The organism is Zobellia sp. OII3 (genome assembly GCF_002211465.1).
Taxonomy (GTDB): domain Bacteria; phylum Bacteroidota; class Bacteroidia; order Flavobacteriales; family Flavobacteriaceae; genus Zobellia; species Zobellia galactanivorans.
On record NZ_MWRZ01000003.1, the window covers coordinates 152,230 to 170,446 of the forward strand.

Genomic DNA, 18,217 nt, shown 5'->3' on the forward strand with positions numbered 1-18,217 from the left:
CTTATTCCTCTTTTTACCGAAAACCTTAGGGATATCAATAAATGTGCAAATTTGTCGTAAATTCGCGGCACAAGTGATGTAAGATAATGATAGATAAACTCAATATAGTTAAGCAGCGTTTTGATGAGGTTTCCGACCTTATTATCCAGCCCGATATTATTTCGGACCAGAAACGTTATGTGGAATTGACCAAAGAATACTCCGATTTAAAAGAGCTTGTGGCGAAACGTGAACAGTACGTTGAGCTTATGGATAATATTCAGGAGGCAGATGAAATTATAGCGGATGGCAGTGACGCCGAAATGGTGGAAATGGCCAAAATGCAGTTGGAGGAAGCTAAAGGAGCCCTTCCGCAATTGGAGGAGGAAATCAAGTTGATGCTTATTCCCAAGGATCCGGAAGATGCCAAAGATGTCGTAGTCGAGATTCGGGCCGGAACAGGTGGTGATGAAGCCAGTATTTTTGCAGGGGACCTGTTTCGCATGTATACTAAATATTGTGAGAGCAAAGGTTGGAAGACCAATGTTATCGATTTGAGCGAAGGTACCAGTGGGGGCTATAAGGAAATTCAATTTGAAGTAACGGGCAAGGATGTCTATGGAACTTTAAAATTTGAGGCGGGGGTACACCGAGTGCAACGTGTGCCGCAGACCGAGACCCAAGGTAGGGTGCATACCAGTGCGGCTACCGTTATGGTGCTTCCGGAAGCCGAGGATTTTGATGTGCAAATCGACCCCAAAGACGTTCGAATAGATTTTTTCTGTTCTTCAGGACCTGGTGGGCAGTCTGTAAACACTACGTATTCAGCGGTGCGTTTAACGCATATTCCCACCGGATTGGTGGCGCAATGTCAAGACCAGAAATCACAGCACAAGAACAAAGACAAGGCCTTTAGGGTGTTGCGATCACGTTTGTACGATATGGAACTTGCCAAAAAACAGGAAGAAGATGCTGCAAAGCGAAATTCCCAGGTAAGTAGTGGTGACCGTTCGGCAAAGATTAGAACCTATAACTATCCGCAAGGACGGGTTACCGATCACCGTATCGGGCTTACCTTGTACGATTTACAGAACATTATTGATGGCGATATCCAAAAGATAATCGATGAGTTGAGTTTTGTAGAAAATACCGAAAAACTAAAAGAAGCTTCCGAGATTTTCTAGCCGTCCTAAATTTTCAAGAATCTTAATTATAGCCGTAGCGATACTATGACTACAGAACAACTTGTTGCCCAGATTTATAAGAAAAAATCCTTCCTCTGCATTGGTCTAGATACCGATTTGGAAAAGGTGCCGTCGCATCTGCTGGAAGAGGAAGACCCTATATTCGCCTTTAATAAGGCGATAATTGACGCGACACACGATATTTGTGTCTCGTACAAGCCGAACATTGCATTTTATGAGGCTTATGGTATCAAGGGCTGGCAAGCCTTGGAGAAGACTATCCGCTACCTTAATGAAAATTTCCCCGAGCAATTTACAATTGCCGATGCCAAACGGGGGGATATAGGAAACACCTCTACGCGTTACGCTAAGGCTTTTTTAGAGGACTTACAGTTTGATTCGGTGACCATAGCCCCGTATATGGGAAAAGACTCTGTAGAGCCGTTTTTGGCCTTTAAGGACAAGCATACCATATTGTTGGCCCTGACTTCGAATGTGGGTGCCTTTGATTTTCAAACTAAATTGGTGGATGGTAAGGAATTGTACAAGACCGTTCTTGAGACCTCAAAGTCCTATGAGAATTCCGAAAACTTAATGTATGTGGTCGGTGCCACCAAGGCGGAATACCTGAAGGAGATACGACAAATCGTACCTGATAGTTTTTTGCTGGTTCCCGGAGTGGGAGCACAGGGGGGTAGTCTAAAGGATGTCTGTGAAAATGGAATGAACGATAAGGTAGGCCTTCTTATAAATTCTTCGCGAGGTATCATATACGCCTCGGCAGAATCGGATTTTGCTGACGCGGCAAGGCACAAAGCCTTAGAGTTACAACGTCAAATGGCCGAACTGCTATAGTTTCAGTTGAAACTACTTGATCATATTCTCTAAAACTTTTTGAATCTTAAGGGCTTTTTGCTCAAAAAATTCTACCAATTTGGCATCGGTATATTTCATGTCGCTTGCCTTGCTCAAAAAAGTTTGATACTGGTACTCTAAAAGAGAAATCGCGTTTCTATTTGAAGTGATTGGGGTAACTGTTCCTACTTTGCAATACTGATTTTCCATAATCTTATAATCCTTTACAACAAATATACGGACGGAAATCGTCTTTGGATGTCGATAATCGCTGTATATAGCAAAAATTAAGATGAATTGATGATTTATTTACAATTACTCAATGTGCTCGCTGAGAATCTTGTGGTGTACTTGTTAATAACTCTGATTTTCTTGTGGTTTTAACAAATTGTTTTTTGTTAAAATGATGTAGTATTACCGATCTTTTGATTGTTTTGTATTGCATTGATAATCAGATTCTTGTTTTTTGTTCCCTTTTGTTGCGTTTTTCGTTTTTTTAAGGGCGGTGTGGATTATATTTCGGGCCGTGCCTAATATTGGATCAAAAGATTTAATACATTGCAAAGTTTCCTAATTGGAAAAATCGAGAGAACACTTTGTTAAATTACGTTACATATCTGCATCAAGAGTCTGATTCTTGGGTGACCTTCGTACATGGTGCCGGAGGCAGCTCTTCCATTTGGTACAAACAGTTAAGGGAGTTTAAGAAACACTTTAATATTTTACTGTTGGACCTTAGGGGGCATGGTGATTCAAAACCGAGTCTAAAGGACGCCTTCGACGATAAATACACCTTTGATTATATTACAGAGGATATTTTAGAGGTGTTGGACTATCTGAAAATTCAAAAATCACATTTTATCGGTATTTCCCTGGGTACGGTGCTTATAAGAAATTTGGCCGAGAAACATCCCGATCGTGTGGAAAGCATGGTTTTGGGTGGGGCTATTATCCGGTTGGATATGCGATTTAGGATTTTAATGGGCTTTGGAGGGCTTTTTAAGTCCTTGGTACCTTATATATGGCTCTATAAATTATTTACGTTTGCCATCATGCCGGATGGAAACCATAAAGAGTCGCGCTTACTTTTTGTGAGGGAGGCCAAGCGAATGTATCAGAAGGAATTTGTAAGATGGTACAAGATGGGTTCGCAAATCAATAGGCTCTTGCGTTTCTTCAGGGCAGGCGATGTAAATATTCCTACACTTTATGTGATGGGGGGTGAAGATTATCTTTTTCTACCTTCTGTCAAGAAAATGGTCCAAAAACAATCTCAGTCGAGCTTGTTGACCATTGAGCATTGCGGGCACGTAGTGAACGTAGAACAGCCGCAACTCTTCAATCGCTTTGTTATTGACTTTGTTTCCGATGTCAATAGGGGGTATTAGATTCTAAATTGTCAAGAAATCCATTATTTTTTGAAATCGGGGGCGATGTTCTTTTCTGTGGAAAAGGCACAAAAAAAACCGGTGCTCCCACCGGTTTTAAACTAACTAACTCAAAAATTACTAACTCAAAATATTCAATATTTTAATCTTAAACCTATGGTGTTCGATCAAAGGTCGCGGATAAGTTGTCTTTGAAGACTTCTTATGAAGTTTAACGGGTTAATTTTCAAGTTATTGTAAGGTTTGTGCTAAATATTTTTTTTAATCCTGAAGGCTAAAAACACGCTTTAAAAGATCGGTTGTACGCGAAGCGGCATTGTTTCTTATTTCTTTTTCCTCGACCGCGATCATGGTGTAAACGCCCTTGAGTGCTTCTTGGGTAACATAGTCGGTCAAATCAGGGTTTACCTTCTTTGTAAGGGGTATGCTATTGTATTTTGAGATGAGGTTGCTCCATACCTTATCGGCACCTACTTTGTCGAAAGAATTTTTGATGACGGGGTTGAATTTGGCGTAGAGTTGGGTTTGTGTGGCCGAGGTGAGGTATTGGGTGGCGGCATCGTCACTACCTAATAAAATGTTCTTGGCGTCATTGAAGGTGATACCTTTTACCGCATCGACAAAAATAGGGGTAGCTTCACCTACGGCATCTTCAGCGGCCCTATTGATTACCTTTAAGCCTTCGTCGGCCAAATTTCCAAGTCCGATATCGCGAAGGGTCTTATCTACTTTTTGAAGTTCCTCGGGTAAAAGAATCTTTACGGCTTCGTTTTTTAGGAAGCCGTCTTCTTGAGTGAGCTTGCTCACTTGGCTTTTGATCCCTTTGTCAAGGGCTTGTCGTAGGCCGGCGGCAATTTGGTCATTGCCGAGGGCGGTTTGTCCTTGGGGCAATTGGTCTATAACTTGTTGAAGCTCGCCACAGGCCGTTAGGTTCAATGCGAGAAATAAGAGAAATATTTTTTTCATAGCTGCTTTTTTATCTATTAGGAAAAATAAAAGTGTGGCCTACCCAAATGGGTACGCCTTTACTTTCTTTTATGGTTCGAATTATATTACGAAAAAATGACGGTCTTATTGTTGTAGACCATGGTCTTTCTTAGAATATGTAGTTTAACGGCCCTTGAAAGCACGATTTTTTCAAGATCACGGCCCTTGGCGATAAAGTCTTTGATGCTATGGGCGTGGGTTACCGTAGTAACGTCTTGTTCTATGATCGGGCCCGCATCGAGTTCTTCGGTAACGTAATGGCTGGTGGCCCCAATGATCTTGACACCGCGTTTAAAGGCTGCGTGATAGGGTTTGGCTCCCGCAAATGCCGGAAGAAACGAGTGGTGGATATTGATAATACGATTGGGGAAGTTACTAATGATTTTCGGACTTACAATTTGCATATACCTCGCCAAAACAATAAAGTCTACGCCGTGTTTCTTTAGTAGTTCCAATTGTTTCGTCTCCGCTTCGGCTTTGGTGTCCTTGGTTACGGGTATGTGGTAGAACGGAATGTCAAATTGTTCGGCAATAGGCTTAAGGTCGGGGTGGTTGCTGATAATGAAAGGAATCTCCACCTCGAGCTCACTAGAGTTGAACCGGCTTAAAAGGTCGTATAAACAGTGATTGTATTTTGATACGAAAATGGCCATCTTGGGCTTTATGCCGGCTTCATGCAAGCTCCATTGCATGTTGTATCGGTCGGCTAGTTCTTTTTGGAATTCCTTCTTGAACGTTTCTTTGGAAAACGTCGAAAGGTCAAAGTCACTGTCAAGACGCATAAAGAAAACATTTGCTTCTTTGTCGACATGTTGGTCTAAATATATGATGTTGCCATGGTGCTGATGTATGAAATTCGTGACAGCACTTATGATTCCCGCTTGATCGGGACAATGGATAAGAATGGTCGTTTTCAAAATCGATAGTTTAAAAATTCAAAATTAGAACTTTAAACTAACAATTTTAGTATAATTCGGGTTTTAAAACAAAATGGGGTACAGGGACTTAATTCCAGTAATTGGAGCCTCCATCGGGAAATGAACTTCGCCACTTTTTAAACGAACGTCTAAAGCTTTTGATTTCTTTTCGCAGTAGATTAAGGTATTCTTTTTCCTTTACACCATCTTTTTCAAGACCGGTACAATACGAATTAATGTTTCGTATCATGATATTGATAAAGCTGGCGCTCCTCATCCGTTCGATATGGCAACCGCTTATTTCGGCCAAGGCAATCTTCTTAGGTATCAGAATGGCATCGGTCAATAGTGAATCGGCAATGCTATCCCTATGGCTATTAGATTGGTAGAGTTTTAGAAGGTCTTTGTTCAAAGAAACATACGAAGCAATTTCCCTACTCATATGGCAGAGCTCTAGCGCTTTTTTATAGACGGGTATGTCGCGAAGATTCTTGTAAGACATTTTTCTTTTACTAGCAATTTTGTTTCATAAAGTTACGGCCAGTTTCGAACTTTTATCTTTAGAATCGAAAGTGATTTCATATATTAGCTTTAGATTATAAGGTTTTTATAACTTTTAGACACGAAAATGAATATAGATGATTTAAACTGGAAAATACTCAAATGTCTTCAGGCAAATGCGCGTGAAACCTTTGCCGATATCGGAAGGAAAGTCGGCTTAACGGCACCGGCAGTGGCGGAGCGAATCAAGAAGATGGAAGACCTGGGAATTATAGAGGGATATATTACTAAAGTGTCACATGCAAAGACGGGACATCATTTAAAGGCCATTATTACCCTTAGGGCCTTTATGGGGAAATTAAAACCCTTTTTAGAGATGGTGAAGACCTATAAAGAGGTAGTGAACTGCTACAGGATTACGGGTAACGAGAACATTGTAATGGAGGTAGTGCTGAAAGATCAGTTTCATTTGGAACGCTTTATCGATAAGCTGATTCAGTATGGGGAAACACGTACCCATATTATCCTTTCCAATGTGGTGTCAAGTGCGCCTATCGGGAAGAACACTTTTTAAAAATGTAACCTATTTTTTGGCAATTGGTCTTTAATTCGTGGTGTGGGCTATTTAAGAGTTCCTTATATTTAGCTTTCCGTTTTTTCGGAAGGACACACTGTACGAAATGAAACAATTGGGATTCTTGGCAATGCTGCTGTCTTCTTTTGGGCTATGGGCCCAAATACGCGTCGATGATACCACATATTCGGTGGAAGAATTGGTTCGTGATATCTTGGTGGATAGTAATTGTGCGGAAACATCCAATTATAGTTCAAAAACCGGGTCTGCGGAAGGTTTGAACGGTATTGGCTATTTTCAGGCCAATGGCACCGATTTTCCGTACGAGGAAGGTATTGTTCTTAGTACGGGGCGTGCCAAATTGGCCGAAGGCCCAAATGTCGATATCCATGATTCTGGTAGCGAAACGTGGGCCGGTGACGACGATTTACGGGCCATTACTAATTCTGACGCACTTTATAACGCCTCTTACATTCAATTTGATTTTGTTCCGTATGCGGACCGTATCACTTTCAATTTCCTGTTTGCTTCCGAAGAATACCAAGAGAACTTTCAATGTGTTTTTGGCGATGTCTTCGCTTTTATCTTGACCGACTCAAAAGGGGTCTCCAAAAATTTGGCGGTTATTCCGAATAGTGAACTTCCCGTTAGGGTAACCACGATAAGGCCAGGGGTAAATGAGGAATGCTTGCCGCGTAATCTTGAATACTTTGATAAGATAAACGATGAAAATTCGGCTATATCGTTTCATGGGCAGACCAAAAGCTTTACGGCTGAATCAAAAGTGGTGCCCGGCGATGCTTATAATATAAAACTGGTGATTGCCGATAACCGCGATTCGCAGGTAGATTCGGCGGTATTTCTGGAGGCGGGAAGTTTTACTTTAGGGGCTGATCTAGGTGAAAATAGAACGGTGGAAGATGGTAATCCAATGTGTATTGGAGAGACGATAGTTTTGGATGCGACCGCTCAAGGTGTAAGTGATTATAGGTGGTATAAAGATGAAGTTGAGCGGGTCGAATGGGCCGGGTTGTCCAAGGTTGATGTTGCCGAAAGTGGGAAGTTTAGTGTAGATGTGGGGTTTTCCACATCTTGCGTCGCCAACGGAGGCTTGACACTTGAGTTTATTCTACCGCCTCAAATCATGTCGCCCCCTGTTTCTTTGAATTTTTGTGATGTCGATGCCACGGGTAAGCAGGTCGTTGACCTTACTGTTAATTCTGAACTCATATTGGGAGGGCAAGACCCTAAAATTTATCAGGTTACCTACTACTTGTCGGAAGAAGATGCACGGGCTTTTAAAAATGCTATAGGGAATCCGACCGCGTATGAATTGAGCAATGCTTCCGAAACGGTCTTTGTTCGAATATCGTCAGGAAATAGTTGTTACGAAATTGCGACGTTTGAATTGAAATTATTGGGAATTGATTTCCGGTCTGAGCTTCAAGAGGAATATGTCTTGTGTTTGGGGGCTGACGGGGAAACCCTTGAACCCTTGCCGGTTTTGGATACGGGGTTATCCACATCGGTATACAGCTTTGCTTGGTATAGAGGGGAGTTGTCCCCTGAAAACAAGATTGCCGATGCTAGCGATGCTTCTTTTACGGCAAGCGAAGCGGGTACTTATATTGTGCAACTTCAAAATATGGAGTTGGGGTGTGAATTTTCTTTGGCTGCCCGGGTGTTTGTTTCTCCTCGTGCGAAAGTGTTTGAAATTGATTTTGTTTCGGATCCCTTCGCCGAGAATACCACGATCGATATTATAGCCGAAGGGGACGGGGATTATCTCTACAGTGTAGATGGCCTTGATTTTACTTCCGATACTAGGTTTGAGGGCTTGTCGGCGGGGGAGCATACGGCGTACATAACCGATGCGTACAAGTGTAGCGTGCTTTCAAAGGAGTTTATGGTCGTCGATTTTCCGAGGTTCTTTAGCCCCAATGGTGATGGGGTCAATGATACGTGGTCTATTGTAGATGTTCCCCAAATGGAAAACCCCGAGGTGACGATTTATAATCAATACGGTATGCTGATGCGTCAATTGAGCGGGAATCTTGCATGGGACGGTACGTTCAACGGTGGTGCTGCCCCTTCGAATGATTATTGGTTCAGGATAGAATATACCAAAGATGGGGAGCGAAAGGAGTTTAAGAGCCATTTCTCCCTAAAAAGATAATCGCTGCCTTGTATATGTCCGTGTTATACCTGTAATTTTTTGTGATTTTTAATAAAAACACAAACTTTCTGTAGGAGAACGCTCGCTAATTATTAATTTTAATTTATGGATTTGGATAAAATTAATGAGTACGCTCAAATCGCAATAGATAAGGCGGTTTTCTATATACCTCGAATTTTCTTGGCCGGAATTATTTTATGGATCGGCTTTAAAGTGGCCGCGAAAGTGGTCGACCTCGTAAGAAAAGCGTTGGAACGAACGGGTTTCTCGGAAACCTTGCGTCCCTTTTTGTCATCGATAGTGGGGGTGCTTTTAAAGGGAACGGTTCTATTTGTTATAGCGACGGTGCTCGGTGCAGACCTTACGGGACTTTTTGCGATACTGGCCGCGGCAGCATTTGCCGTGGGTATGGCCTTACAGGGTAGCTTGGGAAATTTTGCCTCGGGCATCTTGATTTTGACGTTAAAGCCGTTTAAGGTAAACGATTGGATCCAGGTAGAGGATAAGTTCGGTAGGGTAGTGGAAATCGGTATTTTTAGTACCGATGTGCTGACGCCGGGCAATAAAATATTGATCATTCCCAATTCAATGATTACCGAATCGGTGGTGACCAATTATTCGGAAAAGGGTATGATCAGGTTGGAACTTGAGGTTACCATGCCTTATGAAGAAAGCTTTCCCAAGGTAAGGGAGGTGTTGGCAAGCTCGCTAAAGGAAGTTTCAAAAATTCTTCCCCAGCCCGAACCTGAAATCGGTATTTTAGATTTTGATTCGCACAACGTGCGATTAATTGTAAGGCCATACGTGTTGCCCGATGACTTTTGGGAGGTAACGTTTAATGCCAATAAAGCTATCAAGAAGGCCTTTAGCAGCAATGGTGTTAAAGTGGCTTACTCCGAAGGAGTGGAGATAGGTAAGATAGGCGAGTAGGTGTATTGTGGTACATGGAGCTTGGCATATCGGATGAATGCCGTTATTTTTTGGCTAGATTTTTGATGATTCTATTTTTATGAAGAGAATACTACTGTTATTGGCTTTTGGGGTCGTTTTTACCTGTGTGGGCCAGAATATCAAATTGAAAAAAGGGGTGGTAATTGATTCTATCGCGGTCAACGATACGATAGCGGAAACCTTTGCCCTCTATTTGCCCAAGTCATTTGAACTTTCGAAACCTTGGCCGGTGATCTTCGTTTTCGATATGAACGGTAGGGGCAGACAGGCCTTGGCAATGTTCAGCGAGGCGGCCGAGGAACAGGGTTACGTTCTTGCTGCTTCCAACAATATTAGCGATACCTTGTCCATTTCTAAAAATATAGTGACCGCGAGCAGAATGTTCAGCACGGTGAACGCTATGTTGCCCATTCATAAAGATCGTGTCTATACGGGCGGTTTTGATGTGGGAGGCCGTTTTTCCACCTTGGTGCCCACTTTTGTCAAGGGGGTAGACGGGGTCGTTGCCTGTGGGGCTTCAATCGCCAATGTAGAGGTGCTTACGAGTAGAAATCCCTTTCATTTTATTGGAATTGTAGGTGATGAGGATTTTAGGTACCCGCAAATGTTGAAGGTTGAAAAGATTTTGAACCGGTTGAAGTTTCCCGATCAGTTGTTGGTTTTTGACGGGGGGCATGAGTGGCCCGACAGTAAGGAGCTTAGCGCTGCCCTTAAAATGTTGACCCTAGTGGCTATGGCAAAAGGCAATGTGGAAAAAGATCAGGCCTTTATTGATGAAAACTATGTCTCTGATTTTGTAAAGGTCAATAGGTTGTACACGGCCAATAGGCCCTTGTTGGCGGATAATCTTTTAGAGGAAATGACCGAGTTGTACCAGCCTTACCTCGCTTTGGATTCTATAAAGGCAAGTAGGAAAATTTTGCGTAAAAGTCGATTGTTCAAGAACCAAAATAGAACCCAGAATGCACTGCTTTTAAAAGAGGGTTTGATAAAGGAAGATTATAATTATTACTTGGAGGAAGATATTCTGACCTATAATTATAACAATTTGGGGTGGTGGAAGTATCAAATGGAGGAATTGCAGAAGTTTCAGGGAAGTTCAGAGGTGCTGCAGCAAAAAATGGGGAAACGTTTGGAGGGCTATGTCAAAGCCTTGGTTTCTGATAATATAGATGTAGTAAGTGTCGAAGATCCCGTAGATGGCGAGGCTCTCAATTTTTTATGGATGTTAAAGACCATCGTAGAGCCTGAAAATTATGAGAGCTACCTCAAGGTTATATCCTATGCGGCTAAAACCGATGACTATGGCACGGCGCTCTTTTATCTGGAGGAGTTGTTGAAGAAAGGTTATGCCGATCGTAGCAAGCTCTATTCCCTTGAAAATACGGCTTTACTCCGTATAACACCGGAGTTTAATGAACTGGTGGAAAAATACCTTAAAAGCGCACGCTATAACATTATTGAAGAGTAGAGGGGTCAGTCTATTATGAGGTGTGGGGTTTTCTCAAGATTCCAATCTATTACTAAACCTTTTGCCAGGGCGTCGGCAACTTCTTTTCCGTATAGGTACTGGCACAAATAGAGAGCGGCTTCAAAACTTTTGGCGCCTCCTGCAGAAGTAATGTATTTTCCATCGTGAACGAAGAGAACGCTATCGGCGACCTTTAAATCAGGAAACATTTTTTTGTAGGCTTTGATATCACTGGGGAATGTCGTTGAGGTTTTTCCTTTGAGCACACCAGCTTTGGCCAAAACAAAAGCGCCATCGCAATGACTGGTCATAAATAGGGCCGAGCGATCTGTTTTTTGCACAAAATCGAGCATTACGGTATCTTTTAGGTCCATATCCAAATGGTGTTCTGCGCTTGGTATTACTAGAATGTCTATTGGGGGCAATTCGTCTTTGGTGTAGTCAAAATCGGGTAATAGGCGTATGCCTTCAAAAGTGGTAATGGGGTTTAAGGTGTTGGCTATGGTAAAGGTATTCATGGCCTTGATGTTTTTTCTGAATTTGGTATGCTGAAAAATATCGAAGGGAGCTGTTAGTTCGGTATTGAAGGTGCCGTCCATCATAAGGAAGGCTACGTTATAACGATGGGGTAAAATTTCGGGTGAAATTCTTTTCGAATCTGCTTTTGGTCCGGCTTTTTCTTTTGGTGAGGTGCACGAACAGAATACGATTAGTGCCAGTAAGATAGGATAAAGTGGCTTCATTTTAATTTTTTTAAGCTGCAATGTACAATCGGTTCAATTAGGTTAATCACTTATTGTTGTATTTTTGTTGCAAAAATTGACTATATGCGAATTCTAGTTTTGATTCTTCTCTTTGGGGTTTTTGGGTGTAAGACCGATAAAAAGTATCACGATACATTGGAAGAAAGCGAAGTATTGGTAGAGGTAGATGCGCTTCAGGCTATTTTGGATTATCAGAAAGAAATGAACGAAGAATTTAAAAACCCTGAAACGTCGCCCTTACCCGACCGTTATCGAAAGGATTTTGAGGCTTTGGATTTCTTTGCTCCCGATACCAATTATATTGTAACGGCCAAGTTTGTCCGTACTCCCGAAGCATTGCCCTTTATGATGCCCAGTACTACAGGTGATGCCTCGGAGGAGACCGTTTATGGTATCGCCCATTTTACCTTAAATGGAAAGAACAGGCAGCTGGAGGTGTATCAAAACAAGGAATTGATGCAGCAAGAGAAGTATGGGGATTATTTGTTTTTGCCGTTTACCGATAATACCAATGGAAGGGAAACTTATACAGGCGGGCGGTATATCGATTTGACCATACCTGATGGTGATACTATAGTTATTGATTTCAATAAGGCCTATAATCCGTATTGTGCCTATAATAAAAAGTTCTCTTGCCCTATTGTACCCAGTGTGAATAATTTGGATACCGAGATTCGTGCCGGGGTAAAAGCTTTTGAACCTCATAAAAAATAAAGACCCCAACGTTAAACGTCGGGGCCTTTACTTGAATTAGCTTTAAATTATAAACACTTAACCATTATAATTCTTTTTTAGAAAGAGTAGACCGCAGCCAACACAAAAGAAGAAAGACCTCCAATTGGGTTTCCATCATTGTCAATGAATACTTCTTCTGAAGCACTGTCTAATCTTAATTCCGGCTTGATGATCAGGTCACCAATAGTTGCGCTACCGGTAAGGGTTACAGCAAATACACTTGCGTCACCATCAGCATCTGATCCACCAACTGCTCCAAAGGAATCGGTTTCAGCAAAATACTCACCTCTTAGACCTATTGAGAAAGTATCGGAAGTGGCCAACTGTGGGTAAACAGCCAAACCTGCAAAGCTACCAACACCGTCATCTTCGTCACCATCAAAATAAGCGGCGTTCAGTCCTAGGAAGAAAGTATCGGAAAGGTCAAAACCACCTGTGAAATCTACTTCGTAAGAACCGTTATCAATAAGAAGGTTCAAGTATTGACCACTGTAGCCTAACTGAGCACCCCAAGCATATTGTCCTGTTGGGTTGAACTCTGTAAGGTCAGTTGGGTTCATTACCGCTAACATTAAGCTGAAATCATCAGATAAAGCAAAATCAGCTTTTAGTCCCGTGTGTGAAAACGGACCGTATGAGAACAAGTAAGATGTGCTGTAGTTAAAGTTGGCAACCGGAGAGATAACCTCGTAACCTAAGAAGGTATTAAAGTTACCAAAGGTTAATGTTACGGCATCACTTACGTTCCAGTAAGCATACAACTGGTTAACGATGTTTCCGGTAGAAGAATACATTGGAGAAGCAAAAATGGCATCCGTTCCTCTTGGGCCAAAAACCAAATCGGCAACAAAACCTACTTTTTCACCTTCGTAAGCACCAATAACATTGGCCATACCTAAGGCAAATCCCGGTAGGTTAGCGAATGAGCTTCCTGGAGCTTGGGCATCTTCTCCGTTAGGTGCATTTAAATTTGCTCTATAATAGGCATCAACAGAACCACTGAAAGAAAATTTTGGCTTTGATTCTTCTTCCTCTTCCTGTGCAACAACAGCAGTTGCAGAGAAAAGCATCAATGCTAGGAAAAATAGATTTTTTACGTATTTTGTATTTGTAATCGTTTTCATTTGAATTTAATTTAGTTATCCCTGTTGTAGGATGATTAGTTGGAATCTGTAAAGATTTTGAAAGGGTTATATAACGGAGCGTTTGGCAGAACGCTCCGTTTCTAATTAATATGCTTATTCGTTTATGAAATCTGGGTAGGCATCCATTCCATGTTCGTGAATGTCAAGGCCTTCAATCTCTTCTTCCTTGCTCACTCTCAGTCCCATTATCGACTTCAAGGCTCCTAAGATGATAAATGTGCATACGACACAGAAGACACCTATGATCAACACGCCATATAGCTGCGTCATGAATTGTTCGCCTCCGGCTTTGGCTCCGAAGATACCTACTGCCAATGTTCCCCAGATACCACATACCAAGTGAACGGCAACGGCACCTACAGGGTCGTCTAGTTTTAATTTGTCAACCAAGGAAACGGCAAGAACAATTAGTAGGCCGGCTAAGAACCCGATGGCTACGGCTTCGTTGGGGGACATTAGGTCGGCCCCTGCCGTGATACCTACAAGACCACCAAGAATACCGTTAAGGAACATGGTCAAATCGAGGTTCTTGTATAATATGGTAGATAAGATCATGGCTCCGAAGCCACCTGCTGCTGCTGCTAAACTTGTGGTAACCAATACTAAGGAAGTCAATTCTGGGTCGGCGGATAGTACAGAGCCACCGTTAAAACCAAACCATCCTAACCAAAGGATAAGTACACCTGCCGTTGCCATAGGTATGCTATGGCCCGGTATGGCCTTGGGCTTACCGTTTTCATCGAATTTACCGATACGTGATCCTAGTAAGAAGATAGCGACCAATGCGGCCCAGCCTCCTACAGAGTGAACTAATGTAGAACCTGCGAAATCATAGAAACCCCATGAATCCAAGAAACCACCGCCCCATTTCCAGGCGCCTACTATAGGATATACAAATCCTACGTAAATCACGGTAAAAATCATAAAGGCACCGATTTTAATACGTTCCGCAACGGCACCGGATACTATGGTTGCTGCCGTAGCTGCGAACATACCCTGAAATAAGAAGTCTGTCCACCAAGTGTAACCGCCATCGGCGTATTCTGGGGTCATTCCGTTTTCTGGGGCGGCAATACCGAAGCCGGCGAATCCGAATATACCTGAGGATCCTTCTTCGAAACCGGGGTACATCATATTAAAGCCCCATGCGTAGTAAAGTAAAAGTCCACCTGTAATAATAAAGATGTTCTTAAATAATATGTTTATTGTATTTTTTTGTCTGGTAAGACCGATTTCTAAAAAGGAAAACCCGGTGTGCATGAAGAATACCAAGGCGGTAGCCAACATCATCCAAACGTTATTTGCTGTAAATAATCCTGCGTCCATTTTTTTAAAGTTTAGTTATTGGTGTTTTTAGTTGATTCCGGCTTGCCCGCTTTCTTTGGTCCTTATTCTATAAGCATCAATGATTTCTGAAACAAAGATTTTTCCATCACCGACATTGCCGGTGTAGGCTGCTTCAAGAATGGTGTCGACAGTACGCTGCACAAACTCATCCGATACTACTATAGAAAGATACCTTCGTTGAATGTCGCTCGTGCTATAAGAGATTCCCCTATACACGTGACCTTGCTTTTCGTTTCCGACTCCGGTTACATCCCAGTAACTGAAGAAGTTGACCTCTATTTGATGCAACGCCTTCTTGACGTCGTCAAACTTCGATTTTCTAATGATTGCCTCGATTTGTTTCATAATAGTTGTATTAATTAGAGAAACAAATGTATGTTAAAAGAATTAACACCCATAAAATTTGGGGGTATATGTATTAATTTTTATGTTTATAGGAATTATACCCCCTTAAAATTTGGGGGTATTGAATTAAAAACAATCAAAAATGCATATTTAGCCATCTGATTTACGATTTTTTGAAGGAATATTTAGAAAAATCGATAAAATCTACCAGATAGGTTAATAATAACAGTTTGCTTGCTTAAAACTTTAGGTTTTTAGTAAAGAGGGGTGTGTTTGGTTGAAAAAACCTTAATTATATAAGTTTTGATAACCAAAGGCCGAGTGCGACCGCTAGAATTCCAATTACTATGCTGGAAATCAGGTAAATGAAGAAAAAGGTCAGCTCGCCTGAGTTTAAAAGCGAGTGTTTTTCAAATGCAAATGTGGAAAAAGTGGTAAAGCCTCCGCAGAAACCCGTAGCGAATAAGAGGGTTTGGTTCGGGGTCAAATAGTTGGTCTTAAGGGAGAGTCCTAGAATGAAGCCGATCAATAGGCAGCCGAGAACATTGACCAAAAAAGTACCTAAAAAGAAATGTTGAAAGTAATTGTTGAGTGATTTGGAAACTAGATAGCGAAGTATGCTACCTATGCCACCACCAAAGAATACGAGTAACAATTGTTTCATCGGTGCAAATTACGTAAATAATTTATCAGATGAACAGTACCCGTTCGAGTTATTGGTTAAACCGCTTTCTTGAATTTGGAAGACAGACTGTTTAAAGGGTATACTTTAGAAGACACATCTTTTGATGTGTTTTCCTCAGTTTTTTTACCTCCGCTGGATACGCTGTTTAAACTGAATACCATAAACAATGCGTTAGCTCCTACTAATATTAAAAGTATTGTAAAAAAAGTCATCATAATTTACCCCCTTTGAATACATAACGCAAAATTACGCCATTTGTTATATTATACGCAAACAAACGGTTTTTGGTCGTTAAAAATCGCACTTTTAACGGAGTGGTAGTATTTGTCTTAATTTTTAAGGAAATGCTTAAGAAAGAGTAGGATAATTATGAAGGTTATAAATAAAACACCTACCCATATTACGCCTTTGTAGTTCTTTGCGTGTAATTTTTTGTCTTTTTTGTAAGCTAAAAAGATGATTATGATAAAACTAATCGCAAATAGCGCGGCAAAAACGATTTGTCCGGTAGAGAACATATTCTTTATTTTTGGGCAAAATTACGCTATTATTGGCAGAAACTATTTTTTAAATCAACACAACTATAGATGAAAAACAAAATAAGTGCCGTCGAACTTTTTCACACTTCTTTCGGACTGGGGGTATCGAAAACCATGCGGGCCGATTTAGGAGAGAAAAAAAACCTGCTCAGGTTCAATTTAATGGACGAGGAGAACAAAGAATATTTGGAGGCTGCCAATGATAACGATCTGGTAGAAGTTGCCGATGCATTGGGCGATATGCTCTACATCCTCTGTGGTACCATTATAGAACATGGTATGCAGCATAAGATCGAAGAAGTGTTCAATGAAATACAGCGCAGCAATATGAGTAAGCTGGGGGCCGATGGAAAGCCTATTTACCGTGAAGATGGTAAAGTGCTCAAAGGGCCGAACTATTTTAAGCCCAATATCTCCAAAATACTTGAAAACTAAACTTAAAGGACTTTAAAGTATAAAAAAACGATCGTCATTTTTATGGTCGACCGTTTTTTATGTATCCTCATAGTGATAGGTGTCCGTAAAAAAGTCCTGCTTTTTACAGGCCTACCCTCCATCCGAAGGGGTCTTCGGCACGGTTATACTGAATATCGGTAATGTCTTTCTTTATTTGCGAAGCGAAGCTTGATTCAAGCTCGGGCAAGTCATAATCGACTCCTTTGTATCCGAATCCTGAAATTGGGGAAACGACCGCTGCGGTACCTGCACCGAACATTTCCTTGAGTCTTCCGTTTTTGGCGGCTTCGATAACCTCGGTAACGGTAATTTTCCGAACTTCTGTCTTTATGCCTTTCTTCTCGGCAAGTTGAAGGATGCTTTTTCGTGTAATACCATCTAATATACGGTCACTGGTAGGGCCGGTGATTAGGGTATCGTCAATGCGGATAAAAATATTCATCGCACCGGCTTCTTCAATGTATTCGTGGTTGTGGTCGTCTGTCCAAACAACTTGACTGTACCCTTTGGCTACGGCCAATTGGGTAGGATAGAACTGACCCGCATAGTTGCCGCCAGTCTTGGCATAACCGACTCCGCCATTGGCTGAACGGGAGTACTTTTCCTCAATAAGTACCTTGACCTTTCCTGAGAAATATGAACCGGATGGCGCAAGGCAGATGATAAATTTATAGGCATCGGCAGGAGAGGCGTGAAAGCCATTTCCCGAAGCGAAAATAAAAGGTCTGATGTACATAGAACTTCCTTCGGTCTGTGGAATCCATTGGTTGTCCACTGCCAATAAAGTCTTTAGTCCTTCCATAAAAAATTCTTCTGGCAACTCGGGTATGGCCATACGTTTTGCCGAGATGTTCAATCTTTTAAAGTTTTCCAAGGGTCTAAAGAGCCATGTTTTGTTGTTGTCGTCCTTGTAGGCTTTCATGCCTTCAAAGATAGACTGCCCGTAATGAAATATCTTTGCCGACGGGTCAAGGCTGATGGGCTGATATGGGATTACCTTAGGGGTTTCCCAGGCGCCATCTTTATAATCGCAGACCAGCATATGATCGGTAAATACGCTACCAAAAGCAAGATTGTTAAAATCTACTTCTTCGATCTTTGATTTTTTTACCTTTTCAACGCTGATGTTTTGCATGGTCGAGTTCATAACTTTTGAATTAAAGGATTAAAATTAACGATTTATCCGTATTCGTTCTTCTTTTTTCGTTTAAAAATGTC

19 protein-coding genes are annotated in these 18,217 nt (G+C 41.6%); 9 read left to right on the plus strand and 10 right to left on the minus strand.

Annotated features, from left to right (window positions below; genetic code table 11):
* The first annotated feature begins 86 nt into the window (after nt 1-86).
* Nucleotides 87-1,163: a peptide chain release factor 1 gene (gene prfA, locus B4Q04_RS11450; protein ID WP_013994140.1), complete on the plus strand. Its 1,077-nt coding sequence runs from the start codon at nt 87-89 to the stop codon at nt 1,161-1,163.
* Nucleotides 1,164-1,208: 45 nt separating this feature from the next.
* Nucleotides 1,209-2,018, plus strand: coding sequence for an orotidine-5'-phosphate decarboxylase (gene pyrF, locus B4Q04_RS11455; RefSeq protein ID WP_013994141.1), 810 nt, complete (start codon nt 1,209-1,211; stop codon nt 2,016-2,018).
* Nucleotides 2,019-2,030: 12 nt separating this feature from the next.
* Here the strand turns inward: pyrF and B4Q04_RS11460 are convergent, their stop codons facing one another.
* Nucleotides 2,031-2,228, minus strand: coding sequence for a hypothetical protein (locus tag B4Q04_RS11460; RefSeq protein ID WP_046287489.1), 198 nt, complete (start codon nt 2,226-2,228; stop codon nt 2,031-2,033).
* Between the two features lie 386 nt (nt 2,229-2,614).
* Here B4Q04_RS11460 and B4Q04_RS11465 point away from each other — a divergent pair, with 386 nt between their 5' ends.
* Entirely contained in the window at nt 2,615-3,406 is a 792-nt protein-coding gene (locus B4Q04_RS11465) for an alpha/beta fold hydrolase (protein ID WP_088696906.1), read from the plus strand.
* Nucleotides 3,407-3,667: 261 nt separating this feature from the next.
* On the opposite strand, the gene B4Q04_RS11470 is transcribed toward B4Q04_RS11465, so the two are convergent.
* From B4Q04_RS11470 to B4Q04_RS11480, 3 genes are all read right to left on the minus strand, one after another.
* Entirely contained in the window at nt 3,668-4,372 is a 705-nt protein-coding gene (locus tag B4Q04_RS11470) for a DUF4197 domain-containing protein (protein WP_013994145.1), read from the minus strand.
* Between the two features lie 86 nt (nt 4,373-4,458).
* Nucleotides 4,459-5,310, minus strand: coding sequence for a formyltetrahydrofolate deformylase (gene purU / locus B4Q04_RS11475; RefSeq protein WP_013994146.1), 852 nt, complete (start codon nt 5,308-5,310; stop codon nt 4,459-4,461).
* Nucleotides 5,311-5,398: 88 nt separating this feature from the next.
* Complete coding sequence (locus B4Q04_RS11480; protein WP_013994147.1) at nt 5,399-5,812, minus strand: hypothetical protein; 414 nt, start codon at nt 5,810-5,812, stop codon at nt 5,399-5,401.
* Between the two features lie 126 nt (nt 5,813-5,938).
* On the opposite strand from B4Q04_RS11480, the gene B4Q04_RS11485 reads away from it, so the two are divergent.
* From B4Q04_RS11485 to B4Q04_RS11500, 4 genes are all read left to right on the plus strand, one after another.
* Complete coding sequence (locus tag B4Q04_RS11485; protein WP_013994148.1) at nt 5,939-6,385, plus strand: Lrp/AsnC family transcriptional regulator; 447 nt, start codon at nt 5,939-5,941, stop codon at nt 6,383-6,385.
* 106 nt (nt 6,386-6,491) lie between these two features.
* On the plus strand, nt 6,492-8,561 hold the full coding sequence (locus B4Q04_RS11490) for a T9SS type B sorting domain-containing protein (protein WP_088696907.1): 2,070 nt from the start codon (nt 6,492-6,494) through the stop codon (nt 8,559-8,561).
* Nucleotides 8,562-8,666: 105 nt separating this feature from the next.
* Nucleotides 8,667-9,491 (plus strand): mechanosensitive ion channel family protein, encoded by an 825-nt coding sequence (locus B4Q04_RS11495; protein ID WP_013994150.1) that lies wholly within the window; start codon nt 8,667-8,669, stop codon nt 9,489-9,491.
* 79 nt (nt 9,492-9,570) lie between these two features.
* Nucleotides 9,571-10,983 (plus strand): alpha/beta hydrolase, encoded by a 1,413-nt coding sequence (locus tag B4Q04_RS11500; protein ID WP_088696908.1) that lies wholly within the window; start codon nt 9,571-9,573, stop codon nt 10,981-10,983.
* A gap of 5 nt (nt 10,984-10,988) precedes the next feature.
* Here B4Q04_RS11500 and B4Q04_RS11505 read toward each other — a convergent pair whose 3' ends face one another.
* The gene (locus B4Q04_RS11505) at nt 10,989-11,726 is read right to left on the minus strand and encodes a DJ-1/PfpI family protein (protein WP_088696909.1); all 738 of its coding nucleotides are present in this window, start codon (nt 11,724-11,726) and stop codon (nt 10,989-10,991) included.
* A gap of 84 nt (nt 11,727-11,810) precedes the next feature.
* Between B4Q04_RS11505 and B4Q04_RS11510 the strand changes: the two genes are divergently transcribed.
* Nucleotides 11,811-12,461 carry a DUF1684 domain-containing protein gene (locus B4Q04_RS11510; protein ID WP_088696910.1) on the plus strand — a complete coding sequence of 217 codons (651 nt, stop codon included), beginning with the start codon at nt 11,811-11,813 and terminating at the stop codon, nt 12,459-12,461.
* Between the two features lie 77 nt (nt 12,462-12,538).
* On the opposite strand, the gene B4Q04_RS11515 is transcribed toward B4Q04_RS11510, so the two are convergent.
* The 4 genes from B4Q04_RS11515 to crcB form a co-directional block, all read right to left on the minus strand.
* Complete coding sequence (locus B4Q04_RS11515; RefSeq protein WP_088696911.1) at nt 12,539-13,606, minus strand: porin; 1,068 nt, start codon at nt 13,604-13,606, stop codon at nt 12,539-12,541.
* Between the two features lie 114 nt (nt 13,607-13,720).
* Nucleotides 13,721-14,953 (minus strand): ammonium transporter, encoded by a 1,233-nt coding sequence (locus B4Q04_RS11520; RefSeq protein WP_013994155.1) that lies wholly within the window; start codon nt 14,951-14,953, stop codon nt 13,721-13,723.
* A gap of 27 nt (nt 14,954-14,980) precedes the next feature.
* A complete protein-coding gene (locus tag B4Q04_RS11525; protein WP_013994156.1) occupies nt 14,981-15,319 on the minus strand; it encodes a P-II family nitrogen regulator in 339 nt (112 codons plus the stop codon).
* Between the two features lie 292 nt (nt 15,320-15,611).
* Complete coding sequence (gene crcB / locus B4Q04_RS11530) at nt 15,612-15,983, minus strand: fluoride efflux transporter CrcB (protein ID WP_013994158.1); 372 nt, start codon at nt 15,981-15,983, stop codon at nt 15,612-15,614.
* A 608-nt stretch (nt 15,984-16,591) separates the two neighbouring features.
* Here crcB and B4Q04_RS11540 point away from each other — a divergent pair.
* Nucleotides 16,592-16,978 (plus strand): nucleoside triphosphate pyrophosphohydrolase family protein, encoded by a 387-nt coding sequence (locus B4Q04_RS11540; protein ID WP_013994160.1) that lies wholly within the window; start codon nt 16,592-16,594, stop codon nt 16,976-16,978.
* A 103-nt stretch (nt 16,979-17,081) separates the two neighbouring features.
* Here B4Q04_RS11540 and B4Q04_RS11545 read toward each other — a convergent pair whose 3' ends face one another.
* The gene (locus tag B4Q04_RS11545; RefSeq protein WP_088696912.1) at nt 17,082-18,146 is read right to left on the minus strand and encodes a branched-chain amino acid aminotransferase; all 1,065 of its coding nucleotides are present in this window, start codon (nt 18,144-18,146) and stop codon (nt 17,082-17,084) included.
* Nucleotides 18,147-18,217 lie beyond the last annotated feature (71 nt).

Coding starts and splice junctions, on each gene's coding strand:
- prfA (WP_013994140.1), top strand. CDS start 87: ATGATAGATAAACTCAATATAGTTAAGCAGCGTTTTGATGAGGTTTCC.
- pyrF (WP_013994141.1), top strand. CDS start 1,209: ATGACTACAGAACAACTTGTTGCCCAGATTTATAAGAAAAAATCCTTC.
- B4Q04_RS11460 (WP_046287489.1), bottom strand. CDS start 2,228: ATGGAAAATCAGTATTGCAAAGTAGGAACAGTTACCCCAATCACTTCA.
- B4Q04_RS11470 (WP_013994145.1), bottom strand. CDS start 4,372: ATGAAAAAAATATTTCTCTTATTTCTCGCATTGAACCTAACGGCCTGT.
- B4Q04_RS11480 (WP_013994147.1), bottom strand. CDS start 5,812: ATGTCTTACAAGAATCTTCGCGACATACCCGTCTATAAAAAAGCGCTA.
- B4Q04_RS11485 (WP_013994148.1), top strand. CDS start 5,939: ATGAATATAGATGATTTAAACTGGAAAATACTCAAATGTCTTCAGGCA.
- B4Q04_RS11490 (WP_088696907.1), top strand. CDS start 6,492: ATGAAACAATTGGGATTCTTGGCAATGCTGCTGTCTTCTTTTGGGCTA.
- B4Q04_RS11495 (WP_013994150.1), top strand. CDS start 8,667: ATGGATTTGGATAAAATTAATGAGTACGCTCAAATCGCAATAGATAAG.
- B4Q04_RS11500 (WP_088696908.1), top strand. CDS start 9,571: ATGAAGAGAATACTACTGTTATTGGCTTTTGGGGTCGTTTTTACCTGT.
- B4Q04_RS11505 (WP_088696909.1), bottom strand. CDS start 11,726: ATGAAGCCACTTTATCCTATCTTACTGGCACTAATCGTATTCTGTTCG.
- B4Q04_RS11510 (WP_088696910.1), top strand. CDS start 11,811: ATGCGAATTCTAGTTTTGATTCTTCTCTTTGGGGTTTTTGGGTGTAAG.
- B4Q04_RS11515 (WP_088696911.1), bottom strand. CDS start 13,606: ATGAAAACGATTACAAATACAAAATACGTAAAAAATCTATTTTTCCTA.
- B4Q04_RS11520 (WP_013994155.1), bottom strand. CDS start 14,953: ATGGACGCAGGATTATTTACAGCAAATAACGTTTGGATGATGTTGGCT.
- B4Q04_RS11525 (WP_013994156.1), bottom strand. CDS start 15,319: ATGAAACAAATCGAGGCAATCATTAGAAAATCGAAGTTTGACGACGTC.
- crcB (WP_013994158.1), bottom strand. CDS start 15,983: ATGAAACAATTGTTACTCGTATTCTTTGGTGGTGGCATAGGTAGCATA.
- B4Q04_RS11540 (WP_013994160.1), top strand. CDS start 16,592: ATGAAAAACAAAATAAGTGCCGTCGAACTTTTTCACACTTCTTTCGGA.
- B4Q04_RS11545 (WP_088696912.1), bottom strand. CDS start 18,146: ATGAACTCGACCATGCAAAACATCAGCGTTGAAAAGGTAAAAAAATCA.